The sequence below is a fragment of the Streptomyces silvisoli genome, assembly GCF_029269905.1.
Taxonomy (GTDB): Bacteria; Actinomycetota; Actinomycetes; order Streptomycetales; family Streptomycetaceae; genus Streptantibioticus_A; species Streptantibioticus_A silvisoli_A.
The window spans coordinates 208,002-231,680 of sequence record NZ_JARJBC010000008.1 but is presented as its reverse complement, the minus strand read 5'-3'; the positions used below and the strand labels follow the sequence as shown (position 1 = coordinate 231,680).

At 72.5% G+C, this 23,679-nt stretch carries 9 protein-coding genes; 4 read left to right on the top strand and 5 right to left on the bottom strand.

All coding sequences use genetic code 11. The features are described from left to right. Positions 1 to 228: 228 nt before the first annotated feature. A complete protein-coding gene (locus tag P3G67_RS15655; protein ID WP_391858268.1) occupies positions 229 to 13,983 on the top strand; it encodes a type I polyketide synthase in 13,755 nt (4,584 codons plus the stop codon). A gap of 532 nt (positions 13,984 to 14,515) precedes the next feature. Here P3G67_RS15655 and P3G67_RS15650 read toward each other — a convergent pair. Beyond that, positions 14,516 to 15,214: a TetR/AcrR family transcriptional regulator gene (locus P3G67_RS15650; protein WP_276094036.1), complete on the bottom strand. Its 699-nt coding sequence runs from the start codon at positions 15,212 to 15,214 to the stop codon at positions 14,516 to 14,518. A gap of 321 nt (positions 15,215 to 15,535) precedes the next feature. On the opposite strand from P3G67_RS15650, the gene P3G67_RS15645 reads away from it, so the two are divergent. The 3 genes from P3G67_RS15645 to P3G67_RS15635 all read left to right on the top strand — a co-directional run bounded on the left by P3G67_RS15645 (position 15,536) and on the right by P3G67_RS15635 (position 18,840). Beyond that, positions 15,536 to 16,741, top strand: a complete 1,206-nt coding sequence (locus tag P3G67_RS15645; protein ID WP_276094035.1) for an amidohydrolase family protein — start codon at positions 15,536 to 15,538, stop codon at positions 16,739 to 16,741. Positions 16,742 to 16,799: 58 nt separating this feature from the next. Next, positions 16,800 to 18,362, top strand: a complete 1,563-nt coding sequence (locus P3G67_RS15640; RefSeq protein ID WP_276094034.1) for an MDR family MFS transporter — start codon at positions 16,800 to 16,802, stop codon at positions 18,360 to 18,362. A gap of 70 nt (positions 18,363 to 18,432) precedes the next feature. Beyond that, complete coding sequence (locus P3G67_RS15635; protein ID WP_276094033.1) at positions 18,433 to 18,840, top strand: SgcJ/EcaC family oxidoreductase; 408 nt, start codon at positions 18,433 to 18,435, stop codon at positions 18,838 to 18,840. 150 nt (positions 18,841 to 18,990) lie between these two features. Here P3G67_RS15635 and P3G67_RS15630 read toward each other — a convergent pair whose 3' ends face one another. Genes P3G67_RS15630 through P3G67_RS15615 form a run of 4 tightly spaced genes read right to left on the bottom strand, consistent with a single transcriptional unit; the run spans position 18,991 to position 23,640 of the window. Next, the gene (locus P3G67_RS15630) at positions 18,991 to 19,749 is read right to left on the bottom strand and encodes a fumarylacetoacetate hydrolase family protein (protein WP_276094032.1); all 759 of its coding nucleotides are present in this window, start codon (positions 19,747 to 19,749) and stop codon (positions 18,991 to 18,993) included. 59 nt (positions 19,750 to 19,808) lie between these two features. Further along, the gene (locus tag P3G67_RS15625; RefSeq protein ID WP_276094031.1) at positions 19,809 to 21,011 is read right to left on the bottom strand and encodes an enolase C-terminal domain-like protein; all 1,203 of its coding nucleotides are present in this window, start codon (positions 21,009 to 21,011) and stop codon (positions 19,809 to 19,811) included. Next, on the bottom strand, positions 21,008 to 21,889 hold the full coding sequence (locus tag P3G67_RS15620; RefSeq protein ID WP_276094030.1) for an alpha/beta hydrolase: 882 nt from the start codon (positions 21,887 to 21,889) through the stop codon (positions 21,008 to 21,010). The genes P3G67_RS15625 and P3G67_RS15620 overlap by 4 nt, the downstream gene beginning before the upstream one ends. 50 nt (positions 21,890 to 21,939) lie before the next feature. Next, complete coding sequence (locus P3G67_RS15615) at positions 21,940 to 23,640, bottom strand: GH3 auxin-responsive promoter family protein (RefSeq protein WP_276094029.1); 1,701 nt, start codon at positions 23,638 to 23,640, stop codon at positions 21,940 to 21,942. Positions 23,641 to 23,679: the final 39 nt, after the last annotated feature.

Here is a 23,679-nt window from a genome sequence, read left to right as displayed (position 1 = left end):
AGGTGTCGGGCGAGCGTGCCAAAGATAAAACGAAAGTTATTGGTATTGCCCTGGTATCCCTGTAGTATCACGCATTGTTGATCACGACTCGAACGGCAGTCCTGTGCCGCTGGATTCTTGGAGAACGGCCCGTGGCGGCACGTGCTCTCTCCCCGCCGAGCCCGCCGTGCCTGCCGAGCTGCTGAGACGAAGAGTTGGGGGAGCGGTGCCGTGAGCCGATCCGAGTCCATGTCCGCTGAGCGCCTCCGCGCGAGGGACAACGCCATCGCGGTGGTGGGAGTGGCCTGCCGGTTGCCGTCCGCAGAGGATCCCGAGCGGTTCTGGCGGCTACTGGCGGGCGGGGTGAGCGCGGTGGCGCAGGTGCCGCCGGGTCGCTGGAGTGACGAGGCAGCGGTCTCCGGCAGGACCGGCCGGGGTGCCTTCCTGGGCGAAGTCGACCGTTTCGACGCCGAGTTCTTCGGGATCTCTCCGCGTGAGGCACGGTCGATGGACCCGCAGCAGCGTATCGCGCTGGAACTGGGCTGGGAGGTCCTGGAGGACGCGGGCGTCCTGCCGGCCGCGGTACGGGGCAGCGACACCGGGGTGTTCGTCGGCGTGACCGCGGACGACTACAGCGCACTGGACCGGCGCAGGGGACCGGCGGCCGTCGGGCACCACACCCTCACCGGGCTGAACCGCAGCGTGATCGCGAACCGAATCTCCTACTTCCTGGGATTCCGGGGGCCCAGCCTGGTGGTGGACACCGGGCAGTCATCCTCGCTCGTGGCGGTGCACCTGGCGTGCGAGAGCCTGCGGCGCGGGGAGTCGGCGACGGCGCTGGCCGGCGGCGTCCACCTCAACCTGGTACAGGACAGCGCGGTCGCGGCGGACCAGCTCGGTGCCCTGTCCCCGGACGGCCGCTGCTTCACCTTCGACGAACGCGCCAACGGGTACGTGCGCGGCGAGGGCGCGGGAATGGTGCTGCTCAAGCCGCTGGCCAGGGCACTGGCTGACGGCGATGAGATCTACTGCGTCATCGAGGGGAGCGCGGTCAACAACGACGGCCCGGCCGAAGGGCTGACGACACCCGATCCACGCGGGCAGCGGGCGGTGTTGCGGGCGGCGTGCCGACGTGCGGGCGTGGACCCCGCCGAGGTGCAGTACGTGGAGCTGCACGGGACCGGTACCCGGGTGGGCGACCCGGTGGAGGCGGAGGCGCTCGGTGCCGTCTACGGGGCGGGCCGTCGCGGGGACAGCCCGCTGCTGGTCGGTTCGGCGAAGACCAACGTGGGGCATCTGGAGGGCGCCGCGGGCATCACCGGCCTGCTGAAGGTCGTGCTGTCGCTGCGGAAGGGCGAGCTGCCGGCGAGCCTGAACTTCGAACGGCCCAACTCGCGGATCCGCTTCGACGAGTGGCGCCTGGACGTGGTGACGACGACCCGTCCCTGGCCCTACCGCGACGGCCGGGCACTCGCCGGGGTGTCCTCGTTCGGCATGGGCGGCACCAACTGCCACCTGATCGTGTCCGCCGCCGACCCGGCGGCCGGGAACGCGCCGGCGGCCCCGGGCGCCGACGACGCCACCGGCACCGTGCCGTGGCCGCTGTCGGGGCGGACTCGGGACGCCCTGCGCGCGCAGGCCGCCGAACTGGCCTGCCATGTGGAGGAGAACCAGCACCTCGATCCGGTGGACGTGGGTTTCTCCCTGGCGACCACCCGGACTGCTTTCGACCAGCGTGCTGTCGTCCTCGCGCCGGACCGGACGGGTGCACTGGGCGCGCTGGCGGCGCTGGCCGACGGTGAGTCCGCGCCCGGCGTCGTGCGGGGAGCCGCCGACGTCGAGGGCAGGACGGTGTTCATCTTCCCCGGCCAGGGTTCGCAGTGGGCCGGCATGGGTGTCCGGTTGATGGCGGAGTCCCCGGTGTTCGCCGAGCGGCTGGCCGAGTGCGCTGCCGCGCTGGCGCCCCATGTGGACTGGTCGCTGCTGGAGGTGTTGCGGCAGGCCGAGGGAGCGCCGTCGCTGGAGCGGGTGGACGTGGTCCAACCCGTCTCCTGGGCGGTGATGGTGTCCCTCGCGGCGCTGTGGCAGGCGCACGGGGTGGTCCCGGACGCGGTGGTGGGGCACTCGCAGGGAGAGATCGCGGCGGCGTGCGTGTCCGGTGCGCTGTCACTTCACGACGCGGCGCGGGTCGTGGCGCTGCGCAGCCGGATCATCGCCCGCCGACTGGCGGGGGAGGGCGGCATGCTGTCGGTGCCGTTGCCGCAGGCCGAGGTCGAGGCACGACTGGGCCGCTGGGACGGCCGGATCTCGGTCGCGGCGGTCAACGGGCCCGCCTCGGTTGTGGTCTCCGGTGAACCGGAGCCGCTGGACGCGTTGTTCGAGGAACTCGCGGGCGCCGGCGTACGGGTACGCCGCATCGCGGTGGACTACGCCTCGCACTCGGCACAGGTCGAGCGGGTGCGTGAGGAGTTGACGGCCGCGCTGGAGGGTGTCGGCCCACGCCGTACACAGGTGCCGTTCTTCTCCACGGTGACCGGCGCGTGGCTGGACACCACCGGTATGGACGCCGGGTACTGGTACCGCAACCTGCGGCAGACCGTCGGTTTCGAACCGGCGGTGCGGGCGTTGCTGGGACAGGACTACCGGTTCTTCGTCGAGGTCAGCTCCCACCCCGTACTGACCGGCGGAGTCCAGGAGATCATCGACGCTGCCGACGCCCGGGCGGTGGCCGTCGGCACGCTGCGCCGGGACCTGGGCGGGAGGGACCGGTTCCTGACCTGTCTGGCGGAGTTGTACGTCCGCGGTGTGCCGGTCGACTGGTCGCGGTCGTTCGCCGGGACCGGCGCCCGACGGGTGGCACTGCCGACGTACGCGTTCCAGCGGGAGCGTTACTGGCTCCCCGAGCCGGCCGGTGGTGCCGCGGGAGCGGCCGTCGCTCCGGTGGCGGGGGCCGGGCAGGCCGTCGTTGTGGAGCCGGTTCGCCCGGGATCCGACGCCGCGTGGACGCGCGCCGGTCTGGCGCGACTGGTGCGTACCGAGGCAGCGGTGGTGCTCGGCCACTCCTCCGCGGACCGGATGAACCCGGCGCACTCCTTCCGGGAGCTGGGCTTCGACTCGGCCATGGCGGTGGAGCTGGTGACCCGTCTGAAGTCCGCGACCGGGCTGCGGATGGCCAACACCGTGCTGTTCGACCACTCCACGCCTGAACGGCTCGCGGATCATCTGGCCGCCCAGTCCGCCGGCTCGGCAACCGGCGCCGTGTCGCCGGAGCCTGGCGCCGTCGAGGCGGACGAACCGGTCGTGATCGTGGGTATGGCCTGCCGCTTCCCGGGCGGGGTGACCTCGCCGGAGGAGCTGTGGGACCTGGTCTCCGGCGAGACGGACGCCATCTCCGAGATGCCCACGGGCCGTGGGTGGGCACCGGACTTGCTGGCGACCGGCAGGCCGGGCGGATTCCTGTACGACGCGGACCGTTTCGACGCGGCGTTGTTCGGCATCTCGCCGCGTGAGGCGCAGGCGATGGACCCGCAGCAGCGGCTGGCGCTGGAGGTGAGCTGGGAGGCGGTGGAGCGGGCCGAGATCGCCCCGTCGTCACTGCACGGCAGCCGGACCGGGGTGTTCGTGGGGGCGATGGCCCAGGACTACGGTCCGCGGCTGAAGGACAGCTCCGGTGACGCGGAGGGGTATCTGCTGACCGGCACCTCGCCGAGCGTCCTTTCCGGCCGGATCGCCTACGCCCTGGGGCTGCGGGGTCCGGCGCTGACCGTGGACACGGCCTGCTCATCATCGCTGGTGGCGCTGCATCTCGCGGCGCAGGCGCTGCGGGCCGGCGAGTGCTCCCTGGCGCTGGCCGGTGGTGTCACCGTGATGTCCGAGCCGGGGATCTTCGTGGAGTTCGCCCGGCAGGGCGGTCTGTCGCCCGACGGCCGCTGCAAGGCGTACGCGGAGGCCGCGGACGGCACCGGATGGTCCGAGGGCGTGGGCATCCTGGTGCTGCAACGGCTCTCGGACGCGATCCGGGACGGCCACCACGTGCTGGCGGTCCTGCGCGGTTCCGCGGTCAACTCCGACGGGGCGTCGAACGGCTTGACCGCGCCGAGTGGGGTCTCGCAGCGGCAGGTGATAAGCCAGGCCCTGGGCGGTGCGGGCCTGGTGCCCTCGGACGTGGACGCGGTGGAGGGGCACGGCACCGGTACCCGGCTGGGTGACCCGATCGAGGCCCAGGCGCTGCTGGCCACCTATGGGCAGGACCGGGACCGTCCGCTGCTGCTGGGGTCGCTGAAGTCCAACATCGGGCACACCCAGGCCGCCTCCGGTGTCGCGGGCGTCATCAAGATGATCCTGGCGATGCGGCACGGTGTGCTGCCTCGGACGCTGCACGTGGACGCGCCGTCGTCGCAGGTGGACTGGTCGGCCGGTGCCGTGGAACTGCTCACCGAAACCGTTCCGTGGCCGCGGGTCGAGCGGCCCCGCCGGGCGGGTGTGTCGTCGTTCGGGATCAGCGGCACGAACGCGCACGTGATCATCGAGCAGCCGCCGCAGGACCGGCCCGCTCGTCCCGCCGTGCCCGCACCGGCCGCGCTCCCGGCGCAGGCCGGGCCCGCGGTGGTGCCGTGGCCGGTGTCGGCACGTACCGAGGCGGCGCTTGAGGCCGGGCTGGAGCGGCTGGCCGCTTTCGTGGCCGAGACCGGCGCGGCGGCGCCGGACGTCGGCTACTCGCTGGCGACGACACGCTCCGAGCTGGAGCACCGGGCGGTCTTGCTGGCGACGACGGGCACGGACGGCACCGTGCGCGGTGCCGGGCAGGCCGCGCGGGTGGCCGAGGGCACAGTGGTCGGCGACTCCGGCCCCGTGGCGCTGCTGTTCGCGGGCCAGGGCGCGCAGCGGCTGGGCATGGGCCGCGACCTGTACGCCCGGTTCCCTGTGTTCGCGGCGGCGTGGGACGAGGTCCGCACGCTGCTGGACGAGCAGTTGGAGCGGCCGCTGCGCGAAGTGGTGTTCGGCGACGACATGGAGCTGCTGAACCGTACCGAGTACGCCCAGCCCGCCCTGTTCGCCCTGGAGGTGGCCCTTTTCCGGCTGGTGGAGTCCTGGGGGGCGGTGCCCGATGTGCTGGTCGGGCACTCGGTAGGGGAGATCGCGGCGGCACACGTGGCCGGGGTGCTGTCCCTGCCGGACGCGTGCACGCTCGTCGCCGCCCGCGGACGGCTGATGCAGGCGCTGCCGGAAGGCGGCGCCATGGTCGCGCTGCGGGCCACCGAGGCCGAGGTGGCGCCGCTGGTCGCTGCTTCCGGGGGCCGGTTGGGGCTGGCCGCGGTCAACAGCCCGCAGGCGGTGGTGGTCTCCGGAGAGACCGCCGCGGTCGAGGCGATCGCGGACCGGTTCGCGGCCGACGGGCGTAAGGCGACGCGGTTGCGGGTCAGCCACGCGTTCCATTCCCCGCTGATGACGCCGATGCTGGACGACTTCCGCACCGTCGTCGAGGGCCTGGCCCTGGGCGAGCCTCGTATCCCGATCGTCTCGACCGTCACCGGGCAGGAGATCGGCGCGGAGCGGATCTGCACCCCCGGCTACTGGGTTGAGCATGTCGGGCTGACCGTGCGGTTCGCCGACGCCGTCGCCGCGGCGGACGCGGCCGGAGCCCGTACCTTCGTGGAACTGGGACCGGACGCGACCCTGTCCGCGCTGGCCCAGGACACCCTGGTCGACGTGGGGGACGTCGAGGCGGTGTCGCTGCTGGGCCGGGACCGTGGGGAGGAGTCCACGGCGGTGACGGCGGCTGCCCGGCTGTACGTGCGCGGCGTGCCGGTGCGGTGGGCCGAGTTGTTCGCAGGGACCGGGGCGCGCCGCATCGCGCTGCCGACGTACGCCTTCCAGCGCGACCGGTACTGGATCGCCTCCACAGGCACGGGCTCGGCGGCCGGGGTGCTCTCGGCGGGACTGGACCGTGCGGATCACCCGCTGCTCGGCGCAGTCGTGGAACTACCCGAGAGCGGCGGCCTGTTGTGCACCGGGCGGCTGTCGGCCATGGAGCAGCCGTGGCTGGCCGACCATGCGGTGTTCCCTGGCGCCGCCCTCGTGGAACTGGCGGTACGGGCGGGCGACGAGGTCGGCTGCGGCGTGGTCGAGCAGCTCACGCTGGCCGCCCCACTGGTGCTGTCCGGGGCGGGCGAGGACGCCGTGCGGATCCAGGTGGCGATCGGCGGCCCCGGCGACGATGGCCGGCGCACGCTGGGCGTTCGCGCGCGGCCCGCCGACACCCCCGAGGCGCCCTGGACAGTACACGCCACCGGCGTCCTCGCCCCCGGCGAGCCGGGGGCCGAACTCGAAGACGGGCGGGTGTGGCCGCCGCAGGGCGCCATACCGGTCGACCTGAACGCCTTCCACGAGTCCCGGCCCGAATCCGTACGTGGGTCGGCGGGGCAGGCCGTTCGGACGGCCTGGCGGGCCGGTGAGGAGGTGCTGGCCGAGGTCAGGCTCCCCGAGCACCTCGCCGACGATGCCGGCTCCTTCGGCCTGCATCCCGCGCTCCTGGACGCGGTGCTGCCCCTGGTGTCGCTGACCGGCCTCGACGACGTGCCGGGCGGACTGTCGCCAGCGGCCTGGTCCGGGGTATGCCTGCACGCCGTGGGCGCGTCGGTGCTGCGGGTGCGGCTGCGCAGGACAGGCGAGGACACGGTCACCCTGACTGCGGCGGACGCCGCGGGCGACCCGGTGCTCTCCGTACGCTCGTTGACGCTGCGCCCGCCGGGCGTCGAAACCCAGCGGCCCGTGGCCGGTCAGTCGCTGCTGCGCCTGGACTGGCTGCCCGCCCCGGCGCTCGCCACCGCCCCGGCGCTCGCCACCGCCCCGGTGCCGGAGACCGGCGGGCACGACCCTGCCGCGGCCGGGGAAGTGGCGCTGGTCCCGGTCGTCACGCCTGCTGGTGTGCCGGTGCCGGAGGCGGTCCGTACCGCCACCACCTCTGTCCTCGACGTACTGCGGCAGCACCTGATGGGCGAGGATGGCGGCGGGAGCGCTGTCGGGCGGCCTTCCCGGCTGGTGTTCGTGACCCGCGGGGCGGTGGCCACCGAGCCCGGAACGGTGCCGGATGTGGTGGCCGCCGCGGTGTGGGGGCTGGTGCGTTCGGCCCAGCAGGAGAGCCCCGGCAGTTTCGTGCTGCTTGATGTGGACCCCGCGGACGGCGGGGATCCGGTATCGGCCGCCGCGGGGGTGCGACGCGCTGTGCTGGGCTGCGACGAGCCCCAGCTGGCGCTGCGCAATGGCGAGTTGCTGGTACCTCGCCTGGCCCCCGCCGACGTTCCGGGCTCGCCAGCGGCGGTCCCGTCGGCACCGGACCTGTCAGCCCCGGACCCGGCAGTGCCGGGAGCGGTGTGGGGCGGCGAGGGAACCGTGCTGGTCACCGGTGGTCTGGGCGGCCTGGGCGCGCTGGTCGCCCGGCACCTGGTCAGCGAGCACGGGGTCCGTCACCTGCTGCTGGCCGGACGCCGGGGCGCCGATACCGAGGGCGCCGGCGAGCTGGTGGCCGAGCTGACCGCCCAGGGCGCGCGGGTGACCGTCGCCGCCTGCGACGTCTCCGACCGCGCAGCCCTGGCCGCCCTGCTGACGGACATCCCGGCCGAGCACCCGCTGACCGGCGTCGTCCACGCCGCCGGTGTGCTCGACGACGGACTCATCCAGGCGCTGACCCCGGATCGGCTGGAGACGGTCTTCCGCCCGAAGCTGGACGGCGCGTGGCATCTGCACGAACTGACCCGCGATCGCGACCTGACGGCGTTCGTGGTGTTCTCCTCGGTCTTCGGCGTCCTGGGCAACGCGGGACAGGCCGCCTACACCGCGGCGAACGCGTTCCTGGACGCGCTGGCACAGCGACGTGCCGCGGAAGGCCTCGCGGGCTTGTCCATCGGGTGGGGGCCGTGGCCGCAGGACGCCGGCATGTCCGCCGGGCTGAGCGCCGCGGAGATGGACAGGATCGCCCGGGCCGGGTTGCCGGTGTCCTCCGTCGAGCAGGGACTGGCCTGGTTCGACGCCGCGAGCGCGGCGCGCGGGGCGTCGGTAGTGGCGACCCGGGTCGACCGCGCAGCTCTGCGGGCGCGCGACACGGTCCCCGCCGTCTTCCGGGGCCTGGTCCCCGCCGCACCCGCCCGTCGGACCGCCGCCGCCACCACCCGGGCCTCCGACCTCCTGGCCGGGCTGACGGGCGACCAGGCCCGTACCCGTCTGCTGGAGTTGCTGCGCGAGCAGGTGGTCGCGGTGCTGGGGCTGGCGGGCCCGGCGGCCGTCGGGGCCGGGCGGTCGTTCAAGGACCTGGGCTTCGACTCCCTGACCGCCAACCAGTTGCGGAACGCCCTACGGAAACGCACGGGCCTGCGCCTGCCCTCGACCCTGGTCTACGATCACCCGACCCCCGAAGCACTGGCCGACCACCTGTGGGCCAAGCTGGAAGGTGGGACCGGCGAGCAGCACCAGGGCGCCGTGTCGGCCCCGGCCACGACGCGCGGCCCGGCGACGGGGACGCCCGACGCCGAACCGATCGCGATCATCGGAATGAGCTGCCGGTTCCCCGGCCGGGTGCGTTCGCCCGAGGAGCTGTGGGAGCTGCTGGCCGCGGGCACGGACGCTGTCTCCCCGCTGCCCGCCGACCGCGGCTGGGACCCGGATGTCCACCATCCCGACCCGGAGCGGGCCGGCAAGACCTCCGCGGCGGCGGGGGGCTTCCTCGACGGGGCTGCCGAGTTCGACGCGGGATTCTTCGGGATCTCCCCGCGTGAGGCGGCTGCGATGGACCCGCAGCAGCGGATGCTGCTGGAACTCGCCTGGGAGGCGTTCGAACGCGCCGGGCTCGACCCGGCGTCCCTCCGGGGAAGCACGACCGGCACGTTCGTCTCCGCGCTCTCCCAGACCTACGGCGCGGGAGCATCGGAGGACGCCGACGGATACCAGCTCACCGGGACGATCCCCAGTGTGCTGTCGGGCCGTCTGGCCTATGTGTTCGACTTGGCGGGGCCGTCGGTGACGGTGGACACGGCTTGTTCCTCCTCGCTGGTCGCGCTCCACCTCGCATGCCAGTCGCTGCGATCGGGGGAGTGCAGCCTGGCTCTGACCGGCGGTGCGACGGTCCTGGCCGGCCCGGACGTGCTGGTCTCGTTGAGCCGGCACCGGGTCATGGCGCCGGACGGCCGGTGCAAGGCGTTCGCCGAGTCGGCGGACGGCATGGGCATCGCCGAAGGCGCCGGCCTGCTGGTGCTGGAGCGGCTCTCGGACGCCCTGCGGCACGGCCACCGGGTGCTGGCCGTCGTCCGGGGGTCGGCGGTGAACTCCGACGGTGCCTCCAACGGGCTGACCGCGCCCAGCGGTCCGGCGCAGCAGCGGGTGATCCGGCAGGCCCTGGCCAACAGCGGGCTCGCCGCGTCCGAAGTCGACGCCGTCGAAGCACACGGGACCGGCACCGCGTTGGGCGATCCGATCGAGGCGCACGCACTGCTGGCCACCTACGGCCAGGACCGGGGCGGCAACCCGCCGCTGCTGGTCGGCTCGGTCAAATCCAACATCGGGCACACCCAGACTGCCGCCGGTGTCGCGGGTGTCATCAAGATGGTGATGGCGCTGCGGCACGGCTGGCTGCCCAAGACGCTGCACGTCACCGAGCCGTCCTCGCGCATCGACTGGAACGCGGGCGCGCTCCGCCTGCTGACCGAGGCCGCGCCATGGCCCCTTCTCGGCCGACCACGGCGGTGCGCGGTCTCGGCATTCGGCATGAGCGGCACCAACGCGCACGCCGTCCTGGAACAGGCCCCCACGCCCGCCGACCAGCCGGTGAGCGGGACCAACGCGCTGGCCGGACTCGTCCCGGCGCCCGCCGACCAGCCCCTGCCGGGCCCGGCATCGGGCGGCCCGGTGGCCTGGCCGCTGTCGGGCAAGTCCGCCGCCGCGCTACGCGCCCAGGCCCACAAACTCCTCACCCACCTGGAGAACCACCCCAAGCTGCGGCCCGTCGACGTCGGGTACTCGCTGACGACGACCCGTACCGCGTTCGAGCACCGGGCGGTGCTGGTCGGCGACGATCGCACGGCGCTGCGCGAGAGCCTGACCGCCCTGGCCCAGGGCACCGCACATCCCGGTGTGCTGCGGGGCACCGCGCCCGCACGTGGCCCGGTGGTCTTCGTCTTCCCCGGCCAGGACGCGGCCTGGCCCGGGATGGCGGCCGAACTCCTGGACGCCTCGCCGGTCTTCGCCGCCCGCGTCGACGAGTGCCAGGCGGCCCTTGCCCCGTACATCGACTGGTCGCTCACCGGCGTGATGCGCAGTGCGGAGGGTGCACCTCCGCTTGAGGGTCGGCCCGATGTGCAGCAGCCCGTGCTCTGGGCGGTCATGGTCTCTCTCGCCGCTGTGTGGCGTTCGCTGGGGGTCGAGCCGGCTGCGGTGGTCGGTCATTCCCAGGGTGAGGTCGCTGCCGCCTGCGTCAGCGGCGGTTTGTCCCTGGAGGACGGTGCCCGTGTGGTGGCGCTGCGCAGCCGCCTGATCCGTGAACGGTTGTCCGGGAGCGGCGCGATGATGTCGGTGATGGCCCCGCGCGAGCAGGTCCAGGCGGTGCTGGACGAGGTCTCCGGTGCGGTGTCGATCGCGGCGGTCAACGGCCCGAGGATCGTGACGGTCTCCGGCGACCCGGCCGCTCTGAACGAGGTCGAGCGCGGCCTGTCCGCTGCCGGTCTCATGCGCTGGCGGCTTCCCGGGGTGGACTTCGCCGCCCACTCCGCGCACATCGACCAGATCGAGCCCGAACTGCTGAAGCTGCTGGCCGACGTAACGCCCCGCGCGTCGCAGGTGCCGTTCTACTCCACGGTGACTGGAGGCCGCCTGGACACCGAGGAGCTGGACGCCCGCTACTGGTGCCGCAACCTGCGCCAGACGGTGTCGTTCGCCGAGACGATGACGGGCCTGGTGCGCGAGGGGCACGGCGTCATGATCGAGGTCAGCCCGCATCCGGTGCTCGCGGTCGGCACAAGCGAGATCATCGAGAAGGCCGGCAGCCCCGCGGTCACCCTCGGCACCCTGCGCCGGGACGACGGCGGATGGGACCGCGTCCTGCGCTCGATGGGGGAGGCCCACGCCCACGGCGTGGCCGTCGACTGGCCCACGGTGCTGACCGGTGGCCGCGTGGTGGACCTGCCGACCTACGCCTTCCAGCACGAGTCCTACTGGACCGCTCCGCCCACCCCTGCGCCTCGCACGCCCGGCTCCGCCGACGGGCCGCTGTGGGAGGCGGTGGAGCAGCAGGACGCCGCTGCCCTCGCCACGCTCATCGGTCTTGAGGCCGAACACAAGGCCGCCCTCGACACGGTACTGCCCGCGCTGTCGGCCTGGCGCGAGCGGCAGGACCAGCACGCCCTGGTCAGCACCTGCCGCTACCGGACGGCCTGGACGCCCCTGCGCGTTCCCACCAACCCGTCCCTGACCGGCACCTGGCTGGTCGTCAGCACCAGCAGGGCCGACGACGGGGACGTACTGGACGCCCTGACCGCACACGGCGCCCGGTTCCGCCGCGTGGTCCTCGACAGGACCTGCACCGACCCCGAGACGCTCACGGCACGACTCGGCGACCTCGACCACGCGGCCGGAGTGCTCTCGCTCCTCGCCACGGCCGAAGAAGCCGACGCCGACCGGCCCGCACTGCCCACCGGCCTGGCCCTGACCGTCTCCCTGACCCAGGCCCTGATGGCCTCCGGCACCCGGGTGCCGCTGTGGACGGTGACCCGCGGCGCGGTCTCCACCGGCCCGGCCGACCCGGTACGCAACCCTCGTCAGGCCATGACCGTCGGCCTCGCACGGACCGCCACCCTGGAAGCACCCTCGCTGCGCGGCGGACTGGCCGACCTCCCCGAGCGGCTCGACGCCGAGACGGCCGGCCGGTTCGCCTCGCTGCTCTCGCAGGGGCCGGGGGAGGAGCAGGCGGCGGTGCGCCTGTCGGGCGTCCTCGTCCGGCGCCTGGTGAAGGCACCCGCACGAGCCGACTCGCCCGCCACCTGGACACCCCGCGGCACGATCTTGATCACCGGCGGCACCGGAGCCCTGGGCAGCAGGGCCGCCCGCTGGCTCGCCCGGCAGGGTGCCGAACACCTGGTACTGCTCAGCCGCCGCGGCCCCGCCGCACCCGGCGCTGCCGAACTCGTGGCGGAGCTGAACGCCCAGGGGACGATCGCCGAGGCGGTGCCCTGCGACCTGACTGACAAGGACGCCGTGGCCGCCGTACTCGACGAGCTCTCAGCAAACGGCACCCCGGTCCGCTCGGTGGTCCACATGGCCGGTACCCGCGCCCTCGGCTCCCTCGCCACGGCCGGTCTCGACCATGTCGCCGACGCGGTGCACACCAAGGTGACCGGTGCCGCGCACCTCGACGAACTCCTCGACGACAGCGAACTGGACGCCTTCGTCCTGCCCGCGTCGGTGGCCGGAATCTGGGGGGTGGGCGACCACGCCGCACAGGCGGCGGCCGGCGCGTACCTGGAGGCGCTGGCGGCACAGCGCCGCGCCCGCGGCGCCTGCGCGACGTCGATCTTCTTCGGCCCCTGGGACGAAGCCCGCAGGCAACTGAGCGAATCCGACAGCGAGCAACTCCTCCGCACCGGGGTGTCCTTCCTCGACGGCGACCTGGCCGTGGCCGCCCTCGCCCAAGGAGTCCACGAGCAGGAGAGCGCGCTGGCGGTCGCCGACATCGACTGGAAGCGCTACCTCCCCGTCGTCACCACAGCTGGCCCCAACCCCTTCTTCAGCGAACTGCCCGAGGCACAGAACCTGACCCAGCCCGCACCCACCCCCGGCGACGGCGAGTTCACCACGCGGCTGCGGAGCCTGCCGCCTACCGAGCAGCGGCGACTGCTCCTGGACCTGATACGCAGCGAGGCCGCGGCAGCGCTCGGCCACGCATCCGGCGACGCTGTCGCAGAGCACGCGGTGTTCCGCGCCAACGGCATGGATTCCCTCGCGGCGGTCGACCTGCGCAACCGGCTCGCCACGGCGACCGGCACAGCCCTGCCCAGCACCGTCGTACTCACCCACCCCACCCCGGCCGACCTGGCCGACCACCTCCTGGACCACCTCGCCACCCCACCGATGCCCGACCGCGGCACCGTCGGCGTGCCCCCGACGGACCTGGTCGCCCGGCTCCACCGCGAGGCCGTACGGACCAGCCGCCTGGACGACGCCGACACCCTGCTGTCCGATCTCGCCGCCCTCAGGCCCAAGAGCACCGAGCCCCTCCCGCCCGCCGTCGACCGGCTCACCGCCGGCACCTCGGGCCCCCGCTTGATCTGTGTGGCCCCGATCGTGCCCCTGACCGGACCGGACACCTACTTCGCACTCGCCCGAGCCCTCCCAGAACACTGGGCCATCTCCTGCCTGACGCCTCCCGGCTTCGGCACGGACGAGGCGTTGCCCGCCACCCGGGAAGCACTAGTGGCAGGACTGGCACAGGCCGTGGAGGCCGAAACCAGCAGCGACAGCACTGCCGGGACCGGTGGCGAGGCCGCCGAGCCGGTGGTCCTCCTGGGCACCTCATCCGGCGGCATCCTCGCCCACGAAACCGCCCGCTACCTCGCCGACCACGGCACCCCCGTGCGGGCCGTCGTCCTCCTGGACACCTACGACCTGCAAACCCCCACCGCCCGCGCGCTCCTTCCCCATCTGTGGCACGGCCTGTACGAGCGCGAGCACCTCACCGGCGGCTACACCGCCACCACCCTGTCCGCCTACGCGTGGACCGAACAACTCATCCGCACCTGGACCCCCGACCCCGCCCCCTTCCCGACTCTGCTCCTCCAGGCCTCGGAGCCCCTCCCGGTCTCGCCCGGGACGGACACGGGACCGCACCCCTGGCAGACCACACTTCCCCACATCACCACCACCCTCACCACGCCGGGCAACCACTTCACCCTCATCAACCAGCACGCCCCCGCCGCCGCCGACCACATCACCGCCTGGCTCAGCGAACGGGGGTGCGCCCGCTGAATCGACTTGGCACCACGGCCGTACCTGCTGGGCCTCCGCCGTGCCCCGGCGGAGTGCCATCGTGACCGAACGGCGTTACATGCCAGGGCCGTTGAGGCCTTGAGGAGCGGACGATGCCGACCCAGCAGCATGAACAGCCCGGGACCACAGCGACCGATGCGGGCAGGCTCGGTGCGGGTGAAACCGACCGGACGACACACGGCCCAGCAGGGCCTGCACCAACCCGGCTGCGGTCGGTCCTGGTCGGGGCGGCCCGCCGGATGGTGGCCCGAGATCCGTCAGGGGCGCAGGAGTTGTTGGAACGTGCGCAGAGCGCGGCCGCACATCCCGGGCCCGCACCTGGACGGCTACTCCGCCTTCGGCGGCTCCGGACCGGCCATCGACGTCATTGGGTGGTGCGACGGTGTTCTTCGGTGGCGCGGTCGTGATGGGACTCGTCGGCTGAGTCATGGACGCACGGACGCCGCTTCCGCCGAAAGTTCTACGCGCTGCGGCGGACGGCTGGCCCAACTCGGCGGCCGCATCCGGGCCTTCACCCGGGACCGGTGCCCGGGGCGGGCGCGGTGAGGATGCCGTTGAGGAGGACCTGGAAGGTCCAGGTGCGGCGTTCGTGCGGGGTACCGGTGAACAGGTCGTCGAACGTCGCTGCCAGATGCGGGTAGCGCTCGGGTGGGGCCGCGCGCAGGGCCTCCGTGAAGGCCGTCCATTCCTCCTGCGCTTCCGGTGCTTGGCGGCGGCTTCCGTGCTCGGCGGCAGCCGCGGTGGCGAACTGCAGGAGAAGGTCGACGGCCCAGCCTGCGCGTTCGCCTGCGATGCCACCGGACTTGAGGATCGCCAGCAGCCCTTCGAGCAGGGCGAGGTAGTGCTCTCCCCGCGGGCGCGCTACAAGGGCGGAGCGGGCCAGGCTCGGATGCTCGTACAGGACCTGGATGTAGGACGTGAGGACGTCGATGAGACGCTCGCGCCAGGGCCCGTCATCCGGCACGGAGCTGAGGTCGACTTCGCCGAGCAACTCGTCGAGGACCGCGGCGTGCAGTTCGGCCGTGTTGCGGAAGTACACGTACAGCGAGGCCGGCCCGGTGTCGAGTTCTTGGGCCAGGCGGCGCATCGTCACCCGCTCCAGTCCTTCGCTCTTCATGAGCGCGACCGATGTCGCGACGATCCCGGCGCGGCTCAGGGCGGGCTTGGCCGGGCGCTCCCGGCGGCTCTTCGGGGCCGTGCGTGCTGTCATGCGAACAGCCTAACGAACATGTTCGCGGACTCCAAGCCGTTCAACGGCACGCCAGGCTGGCGCTGAAGGCGTTTCGCTGCCCTGGGGTGGTCCTGTTCGCGACGGAGCGTAAGCGTGTCTGGCCTCTGTACGGGAAATGCTGGCCGGATGTCCTCTGCGGCCAACCGTTAACGAACTTGTTCGTAGCGAACATGTTCGTTACGCTGCTCGTGTCAGCGCCCACCTTGAAGGTCGGCGCCCCCAGGCGCGTGGCGGCCGAATGAGGTCGGACGGGTCCCGGGGCGGCGGGCCTCGGGGCACTTCGACCATTAGGAGCGATTCATGTCCACGTTCATTACGAATGTTCGGATCTTCGACGGCGAACACGTTCGTTCGGAGCGGAGCGTCGCGATCGAGGGAACCGAGATCGTTTCCATCGGCCAGGAGCCCCCCGCAGGGGCGGAGGTTGTCGACGGCCGGGGCGGCACGCTGCTGCCGGGTCTGATCGACGGACACGTCCACACCTCGCTGGACGGACTGAGGCTCGCGCGGGTCTTCGGCGTGACCACGGAACTGGAGATGCAGGGCTACTGGACGCCGCAGCAACGCAAGGAGATCGACGAGGACGACGACCTCGCCGACGTGCGCTCGGCCCTGCTGGCTCTGATGGCGAAGGACGGCCATCCCCACGAGCTGATCGCCGAGTTGGCCGAGCACCGGCCTGGCGGGGGCGGCTGGACACCGCCGTCGGTCTCGACCCCGGCTGAGGCGGTGGCCCACGTCCGGGCGATGACCGGCCAGGGCGCCGACTACATCAAGGTCATGATCGAAGAGGGCACCGTGATGGGGCACCCCGGGCTGCCCATGATCAGCACGGCGGCGCTCAAGGCCGGTGTGGCGGAGGCGCACCTATTGGGCAAGAAGGTGATCGCGCACGCCATGACGCTGGCCGCCACCGAGCAGGCCATCGAGGTCGGAGTGGACGGCCTGGCGCACCTGTTCATCGATCGACCGCACACCGAGGAGATCGTCTCGGCGATCGCCGACGCCGGAATCTTCGTCACCCCGTGCCTGGTGGTCAGCTCCTCCCTCATGGGAGGCACCGGCCAGGCGCTGGCCGACGACCCGCGGGTAGGCCCCAAGCTGCCGCCTGAGTGGCTTGCCACACTGCGCGGCACGTTCAACAAGTACCCGGACGGCACTCTGGACCAGGTGCTGGCGAGCGTGGCCGCCCTGCACGGCGCAGGCGTCGACATCATCGCCGGCACCGACGCCTCCATCCCCGTCCCCGCCCACGGCGGGGTGGTGCACGGCGCGAGCCTGCACCACGAAATGCGCCTCCTGGTCAAGGCCGGGCTGACGCCCGTGGAGGCGCTGCGCGCCGCCACCTCCGTTCCGGCTCGGCGCTTCGGCCTGGACGACCGCGGTCGGATCGCCGCCGGGGCGCGGGCCGATCTCGTCCTGGTGGACGGCGACCCGACGACCCGCGTCGAGGACGGTCTGTCCGTTCGGGCGGTCTGGCGCCGTGGCGCCGTCTCCACCGACTAGCCGTATCGCCCGCTCGACGCCGGGCGGCCCGTGCCCGATCCGAAAGGAGTGGTCCACCATGACCGCACCCAAGTCCGCACCGCCCGACGGGGTTTCGCAGCCCGTTGTCCCCAAGAACATCCGCTGGGTGCTGCTCGGCATCATGCTGGCCCTGCTGCTGTCCCAGCTCGACGGCCTGATCGTCGGCACCGCGATGCCCACGATCGTGAACGACATCGGCGGTGTGGACAGCCTGTCGTGGGTCGTGACGGCCTACACCCTCACCACCGCCTGCTCCACGCCGATCTGGGGCAAGTTGGGGGACCTGTACAACCGCAAGGGCATGTTCTTGGCCTCCATCGTGGTCTTCCTGGGCGCGTCCGCGCTGTGCGGGACGGCCTCGACGATGAACGAGCTGATCATCTTCCGGGCTCTGCAGGGCGTGGGCGCGGGCGGCCTTGGTGCGGGTGCCTTCGCGCTGATCGGCGCCCTGCTGCCGCCCCGGGAACGTGGCCGCTACCAGGGCATGGTCGCCATCGTCATGGCGGTCGGCAGCATCGGCGGTCCGCTGGCAGGCGGGGTCATCACCGGCCACCTCGGCTGGCGTTGGGCCTTCTACATCAACCTGCCCGTCGGGCTGATCTGCATCGTGTGGTGCCAACTGCTGCTGCACGTCCCGCACGCCCGACGCGGCAAGGTCGTGATCGACTGGCTGGGCATCACCTTGATGACGGCCATGGTCAGCACCATCGTGATGGCGGCCACCTGGGCGGGCGACACGTATGCCTGGGGCTCGTGGCAGATACTCACGCTCGCCGCGGCCACCGTGGCGCTGCTCGTGGCCTTCATCGCCTCCCAGCGGCGTTCCACCGAACCGCTGCTGCCGCTTCGGATCTTCACCGGCAGCCGCAACTTCCCACTGGCGGCGGTGCTGCTCGTCGTCTCGGGTGTGGCCATGTTCGGCGGCACGCTCTACCTGCCGCTGTACCAGCAGACCGTGCAGGGCGCCTCCGCCACCAACTCCGGCCTGCTGTTGCTGCCGATGATGATCGGCACCGTCATCGCCTCCAACATCGCCGGCAAGGTCATGACCAGGACCGGCCGCTACAAGATCTTCCCCATCATCGGCGCGGTCTCCCTCACGATCGGCATGGGCCTGCTGTCCTCGATGGACACCCACACCTCCCGAACCGCCACCAGCGCCTTCATGGTCCTGGTCGGCATCGGCACCGGGTTCGCCCTGCAGATGGCCAACACCATCGCGCAGAACAGCGTCGAGCTCCGCGACATGGGCGCCGCCTCGGCCGCCACCAACCTGTTCCGCACGCTCGGCGGCTCCCTGGGCGTCGCGGTGTTCGGCGCCCTGTTCACCCGGGCCGTCCAGGGCCACGCCCCGGCCAACGGCGCACCCGGCGGGGGCGCACACGCGGGCGGCTCGGCACTGGCACACCTGCCGCGTGCGGCCGAGGACGCCTACCTGCGGGCGGTCGTGCACGGCACCCACCAGATCTTCCTGGTGGCCTCGATCGTGGCGGCCGCCGGCCTCGCCGCCGCGGTCTTCATGAAGGAAGTGCCGCTGCGCGGCAAGCCCGCGGACGTACGTACCGCACCCGAGCCGAAGGAGCAAACGGCAGCGAAGTAGCGCTGGCTCCCCGGCAAGCGCTCGCAGGCCGCCCCAGCACGGACCGCCATGACACCTCAAGGAGAAAACCGTGACCAGCAGTTGTGACGAGACGGTGGACGCGTTCCTCAACCGGGTGCGAGAGGCCTGGAACGCCGGTGACGCACAGGCGTACGCCGCCCAGTTCTCCGAGGACGCTTCCTACATCGCGTTCATCGGCGAAGCGATCCTCGGCAGGCCGGAGATCGAGCGGACGCACCACGAAGTCTTCACCGTGTGGCAGAAGGGCACCCGCATGATCGTGAAGCCGATCGACGTGCGGACCGTGGACGTCGACACGAGCGTGGTGACGACGATCGGCGGGGTCGGCACCCAACCCGCGCTCGGCTACGACAAGTTCCAAACGTACGTGCTGCGCCGCCGGGAGGGACGTTGGCTGTGCGTCGCCTTCCAGAACACGGCGATGAGCGAGGGGGCGAAGCGCGCGTACAACGACTGACGGATGCCACGGGTCGATGCGAGGTGGGGATCGATTCCCACGGTGCGCTGGATCTCTCGCGCCAGTTCGGGATGGAGTCTCGGGCGAGGCGTCGGCTTACGAGGTCGATCATCGCGAGGTGGATGCTGGAAGTCGCCGTGGCCGGCCGCGCTACCGTCCGGCGACCGGGTTGCGCAAGGCACCGATGCCTTCGATGGCGACCGTCACCTCGTCGCCGTCGGCCAGGGACGCGCTTCCCCCAGGGGTGCCGGTCAGCAGCACGTCGCCGGGGAGAAGCGTCATCAGGTGGCTGACCTCGGAGACCAGCACGGCGGTGGCACGGGTGAGCTCTGCGGTGCTGCCGTGCTGCCGCAGCTCTCCGTTGACGTGCGTGGTGATGACGGCCGCCGCCGGGTCGACGTCGGTGGTGATCCAGGGGCCGAGCGGGCAGAAGGTGTCCATGCCCTTGGCCTTCGTCCACTGCCCTCCTTCGGTCCCGATGTCCCAGGCGGTGACGTCGTTGGCACAGGTGTAGCCGAAGACGTGGGCCTCGGCCTGGTCGGGGTCCACCGCGCGGCAGACGCTGCCGATCACCACGGCCAGTTCGCCCTCGTACCGGACGTCCTTCGAACCGGAGGGCAGCAGGATCGGCTCCCCGGGTCCGGTGACGGCGGTGGGGGGCTTGAGATGGAGCACCAGGGTGTCGGCGGCGTCTGCGCGGCTCCCGTAGTTGCGGCCGATGACCACGACCTTGCCGGGGGCCACCGGCGCCAGCAGCCGTGCCCCGTCCAACGGCACACTCACCCCGGTGAATTGCGGCGACGGGCCGGGCGGGAAGCACTCGTCCGTCAGGATCCGGACCGAGCGCTCCTTCGGGTCGACCGCGCCGTAGCGCGGGCCGTGCTCTGTCATCACGCGTGCGAGATGCATCGTGCTGTCCTCCTGGTCACCTTGACTGCGGTTGTTGTGCGCGTCGCCGGACTGCCGGTTCAGTCGGCCGACGGCTGCTCGGGTTCCGCGGGCGGCACGTCGGCCAGGTGCGGAACGAGCAGGTCGGCGGGACGCAGCCCATGCCCCGGGCCGGGTGGCGGTGGGGCCAGATGGTGATCGCGGTCCACGGTGTAGCGCGGCTCGGTGAGCGGGGTGGGGAACCACTCGTCCTGGCGCCCGCACTCCACCGCGACGACGTCGGCCAGCCGTGCCGCCAGCGTCCGCCCGGTCGACCACAGCGGACCGACCTCGCCGACCTGAACCCCCACCTGCACCCGCAACCCCTCCCCGTGCGCGAGGGACGCCAGGCGCAACGAGGGGAGCAGACCGCCGCACTTGGAGATCCGGACGTTGATCAGCGATGCCGCACCTGTGGTGACCGCCCAGGCGAGGTCCACCGCGTCCACCGCGGATTCGTCGAGCATCACCGGCATGCCGCCGTCCTGGATGCGGCTCAGGGTCGTCCAGTCCCTGGGCGTGGTCGGCTCCTCCAGCCAGTCCACCGCGGCCGACTCCCGCAGCAGGCGGGCGCCTTCCTCGGCGGCCTGCGGCGACCAGCCGCCGTTGACGTCGACGGAGAGCCGGACGGCGGGCCCCAGCAGCCGCCGCGCCTCCCGGGCGCGCTCCGCCGTCTCCTCGGGGGACGGCAGCGCCTTGAGCTTCACATGGCGCAGCCGGGAGCGCGCCGCGGCCGGCAGCATCCCCAACTGCTCGGCCGGGGTACGGCTGGTGTCCACCACCTCGCTGACGACGCGACGCGCCGGGGCGGCTGTCAGCACCGGTGCGGCCCAGCGGCAGGCGTCCAGGACGTCGGACATCGACCGCCCGTGCAGTCGGCACAGGGCGTCCAGCAGTGCGGTCTCCAACGCCGCCGCGGCGGCCGGGGCCGGGCGCGAACCGCCCAGCAGCCGGGGCAGGTCCAGGGAGGCCAACGCGTCGACCGCGCCGCTGAAGTCGTCGGCGGGCAGCAGTGGGCCGAGCACGGCCGGGTTCACGCGCCGCAGACAGCGCGCCGCGCTCTGAAGGGTCTCCCCGGTCACATAGGGCCGGGGCGCGCCCTCCCCCCAGCCCTCCGTGCCGTGCAGTCGTACGGTGACCAGCACCGACCGGGTAGCGGAGTGGCTGTGGCTGGCGTGCGCGAAGATCCGTCTCATGGGCACCGTCGCGGTGTGGACGGCGAGCACCTCCAGCGCGGCGGTCACAGACAGCCCTCCCGTCCGGCCGCCCCCGGCACCGCCACGCCGGCCAGCCAGTCCCAGAACCGGTCCCGCACCGCGGAGAACTCCAGGTAGTGGTGGTCGGCGGCGAACCGCACCTCCACGGCCTGCGGGCACAACCGGGACAGCACCTCGGCCACCGTGTCCAGGTCGATGATGGCGTCCCGCTCCGGCCGCGCGTAGTACACCGGGACCTGCGGTCCGTCCCAGCGCCACGGGCCCGACTCGCGGTAAAGCAGCTCCAGTTCGACCATGGCGGCGCGGAAACCATCCGTCGTCTGACGCAGCATCAGGTGGTCGTTGGCCATGAAGGAGAGGTAGCCGTGGTCCGCGGTGTAGTCCTCGTCCTTCAGCGTGACCGGGGACCGGCGAAGGCCGGTCCGCTCGCGGATCCGGTCCATGCCGTCGCGTCCGTGCCGACGGTACTGCTGCCCCAGCGCGGGCGCGCACAGCACCACGGCGTCGGGTGCGATGCGACCGGTGGAAAGCAGCGCGCCCAGGACACTGCCGCCGAAGCTCTGGCCGACCGCGGTGACCGGCACGCCCTGCGGGCAGCGGTCCCGCACCGCGTCGAAGTGGGCCGCGTAATCGTCCAGCACCGCCTCCGCCGACGGCAGATGACCGCGCTGGCCGCCGCTGGTTCCGGAGCCGCGCCGGTCGGCGGCGTACACCGCGCAGCCGCGGGCGGCCAGTTCGGGACCGCTCTCGAACAGCCAACCGGCGTGGCTTTGCAGGCCGTGCACGTAGAAGACGGCTCCGCGCGGCTCCTCGGGCTCCCATTGGTGCACGGTCAGCGGGACACCGTCCGCGGCGGTGGTCGTGCGGACGCGGTGAAAGGTCGGGGAGGCAGGTTGGGTGATCACAGCGATGGGTCACCTTTCGGCGGGGTCGTGTTCGTCGCCCGGTGGACGGGTCACTCGGGCAGGGCGAGTCCGAGTTCCTCGATCAACTCCAGCAGGGCGCCGTCGCGTTGGAGCCAGTGGTGCTTGATCTGCATGGCCGCCGCGCCGCGGCGCCGTTGCGCCTCCGCGATGGCGAGGAAACTCCCGGGTGCGAGCGGCAGTACGCGCAGCGGGCGCAGGCGCTCGGTGCGGCGCTTCTCCGCGTACTCCGGGTTGCACCGCTGGAGAGCCGCTTCGGCCGCGGCTGCGAACCCCTTGCGCTCGCACCGGCCCAATCCCGCCGTCCATTCGACCGCCAGCACGTAGCCGGGCGGCGTGCCCCAGCACGGGACGCAGGTGAACACCGGCAGGTTCCCCCAGGCACGGTCGTGGGCCTCCCGAACGGCCTGGTAGACGTGGGCCTCGGTGAGCTTCTCGCCGGTGAAGGAGCTGCCGAAGCCGACCCGGCCGACGAACTCCAGCCGCGGCAGCGCGCCCACCGTACCCAGCGCGGTGTAGACGTCCCCCACGTCGTACCGGTACAGCCCGTTGGCCTGGCTCATCACCAGGCGGTAGGAGCGGCCGGTCTCCAGTTCCTGGGGGGACAGGGTCTGCGTCCACGGCGCCAGTGGCTCTCCGCCGTCGCCTTCGTCGTACGGAACGAACTCGAAGAGGCCCTGGTCGGCGGCGAGCGGACCGGCCGAAGGGTGGCCGTCCACCGGGATGGTGACGATCCCCTCGGTGCCGGTGGTGCTGAACGGCAGCTTGGGGATGCCGGGCGTGACCTTCTCCAGCCAGTCCCGGTACAGCCCGGCCGAGGCGGAGTTCCAGCAGACCACCAGGGACAGCCCGGGCCACAGGTCGGACAGGCGCAGGCCCTCCGGCCGTCGCCGCAGCCTGCGTTCCAGCGTGCGGGCCAGCCACGGGTCGGGCAGTGTCCCCGGCACCGATCGGCCGCAGACAGTGCCCTTGGCGACGTCGTCCACCAACTCGGCTCCGCGCCGCTCCAGTTGCTCCGCCAGGCCCACGATCTTGGAGGGGTTGAGCGTCACCACCATCCGGACGTCCGACCCGGCCAGCAGGCACAGCTTGCGGTAGAGGCTGTCGGCGTACTCCTCCTCGTCGTCCCCGCGCAGCCAGGGCGCGTCATACCACGGTGGCACCCAGTCCTCGGCGCCGACCGCGGCCGGGCGCCGGGAGATGCTGTAGACGGGGAAGCCGCCCCTGCTGCGGGAGACCGGTGTGCGCTCCCAGGACAGGTCCAGCACGCGGTCGGCGGCGTGGTGGGCCTCCCCGATCCGCTCGAAGTACAGGCCCCACTGGGCGTACAGGCCACGGCCCCGGTACCGGTCCCGCCAGTGCCGGGTGGTCGGGATGTACTTGGGGCGCCCGCTCGACCCGGAGGTGGTGAGGAAGGCGTACGGCGCGCTGCGGGTGAGGATGTCCGCCTCCCCGGCCAACTGCCGCTCGACGTAAGGCCGTAACGCCTCGTAGCCCCGGATGGGCACGGCCCGCCGCCACTGTGCGGCGGTGGTGACCTTCGCCAGTTCGTGGTCCCGCCCGAAAGCGGTGCCGCGGGCCTGGTCCAGGAGGTCGCGCAGTACGCCTTCGGCGACCGGGCGGGGGTCACGGCACAACTCCCGCTGCCGAGCCAGGGCGCTCAGGGTCCGGGCCACGAAGTTCTCGCCAACCGCGTCGCGGGTGGGCGCGGGCAGACTGCTGGGAAAGGCCATCCGTATCCCCCTTCGTCGTTCACCGCGGCCACGGCGGAC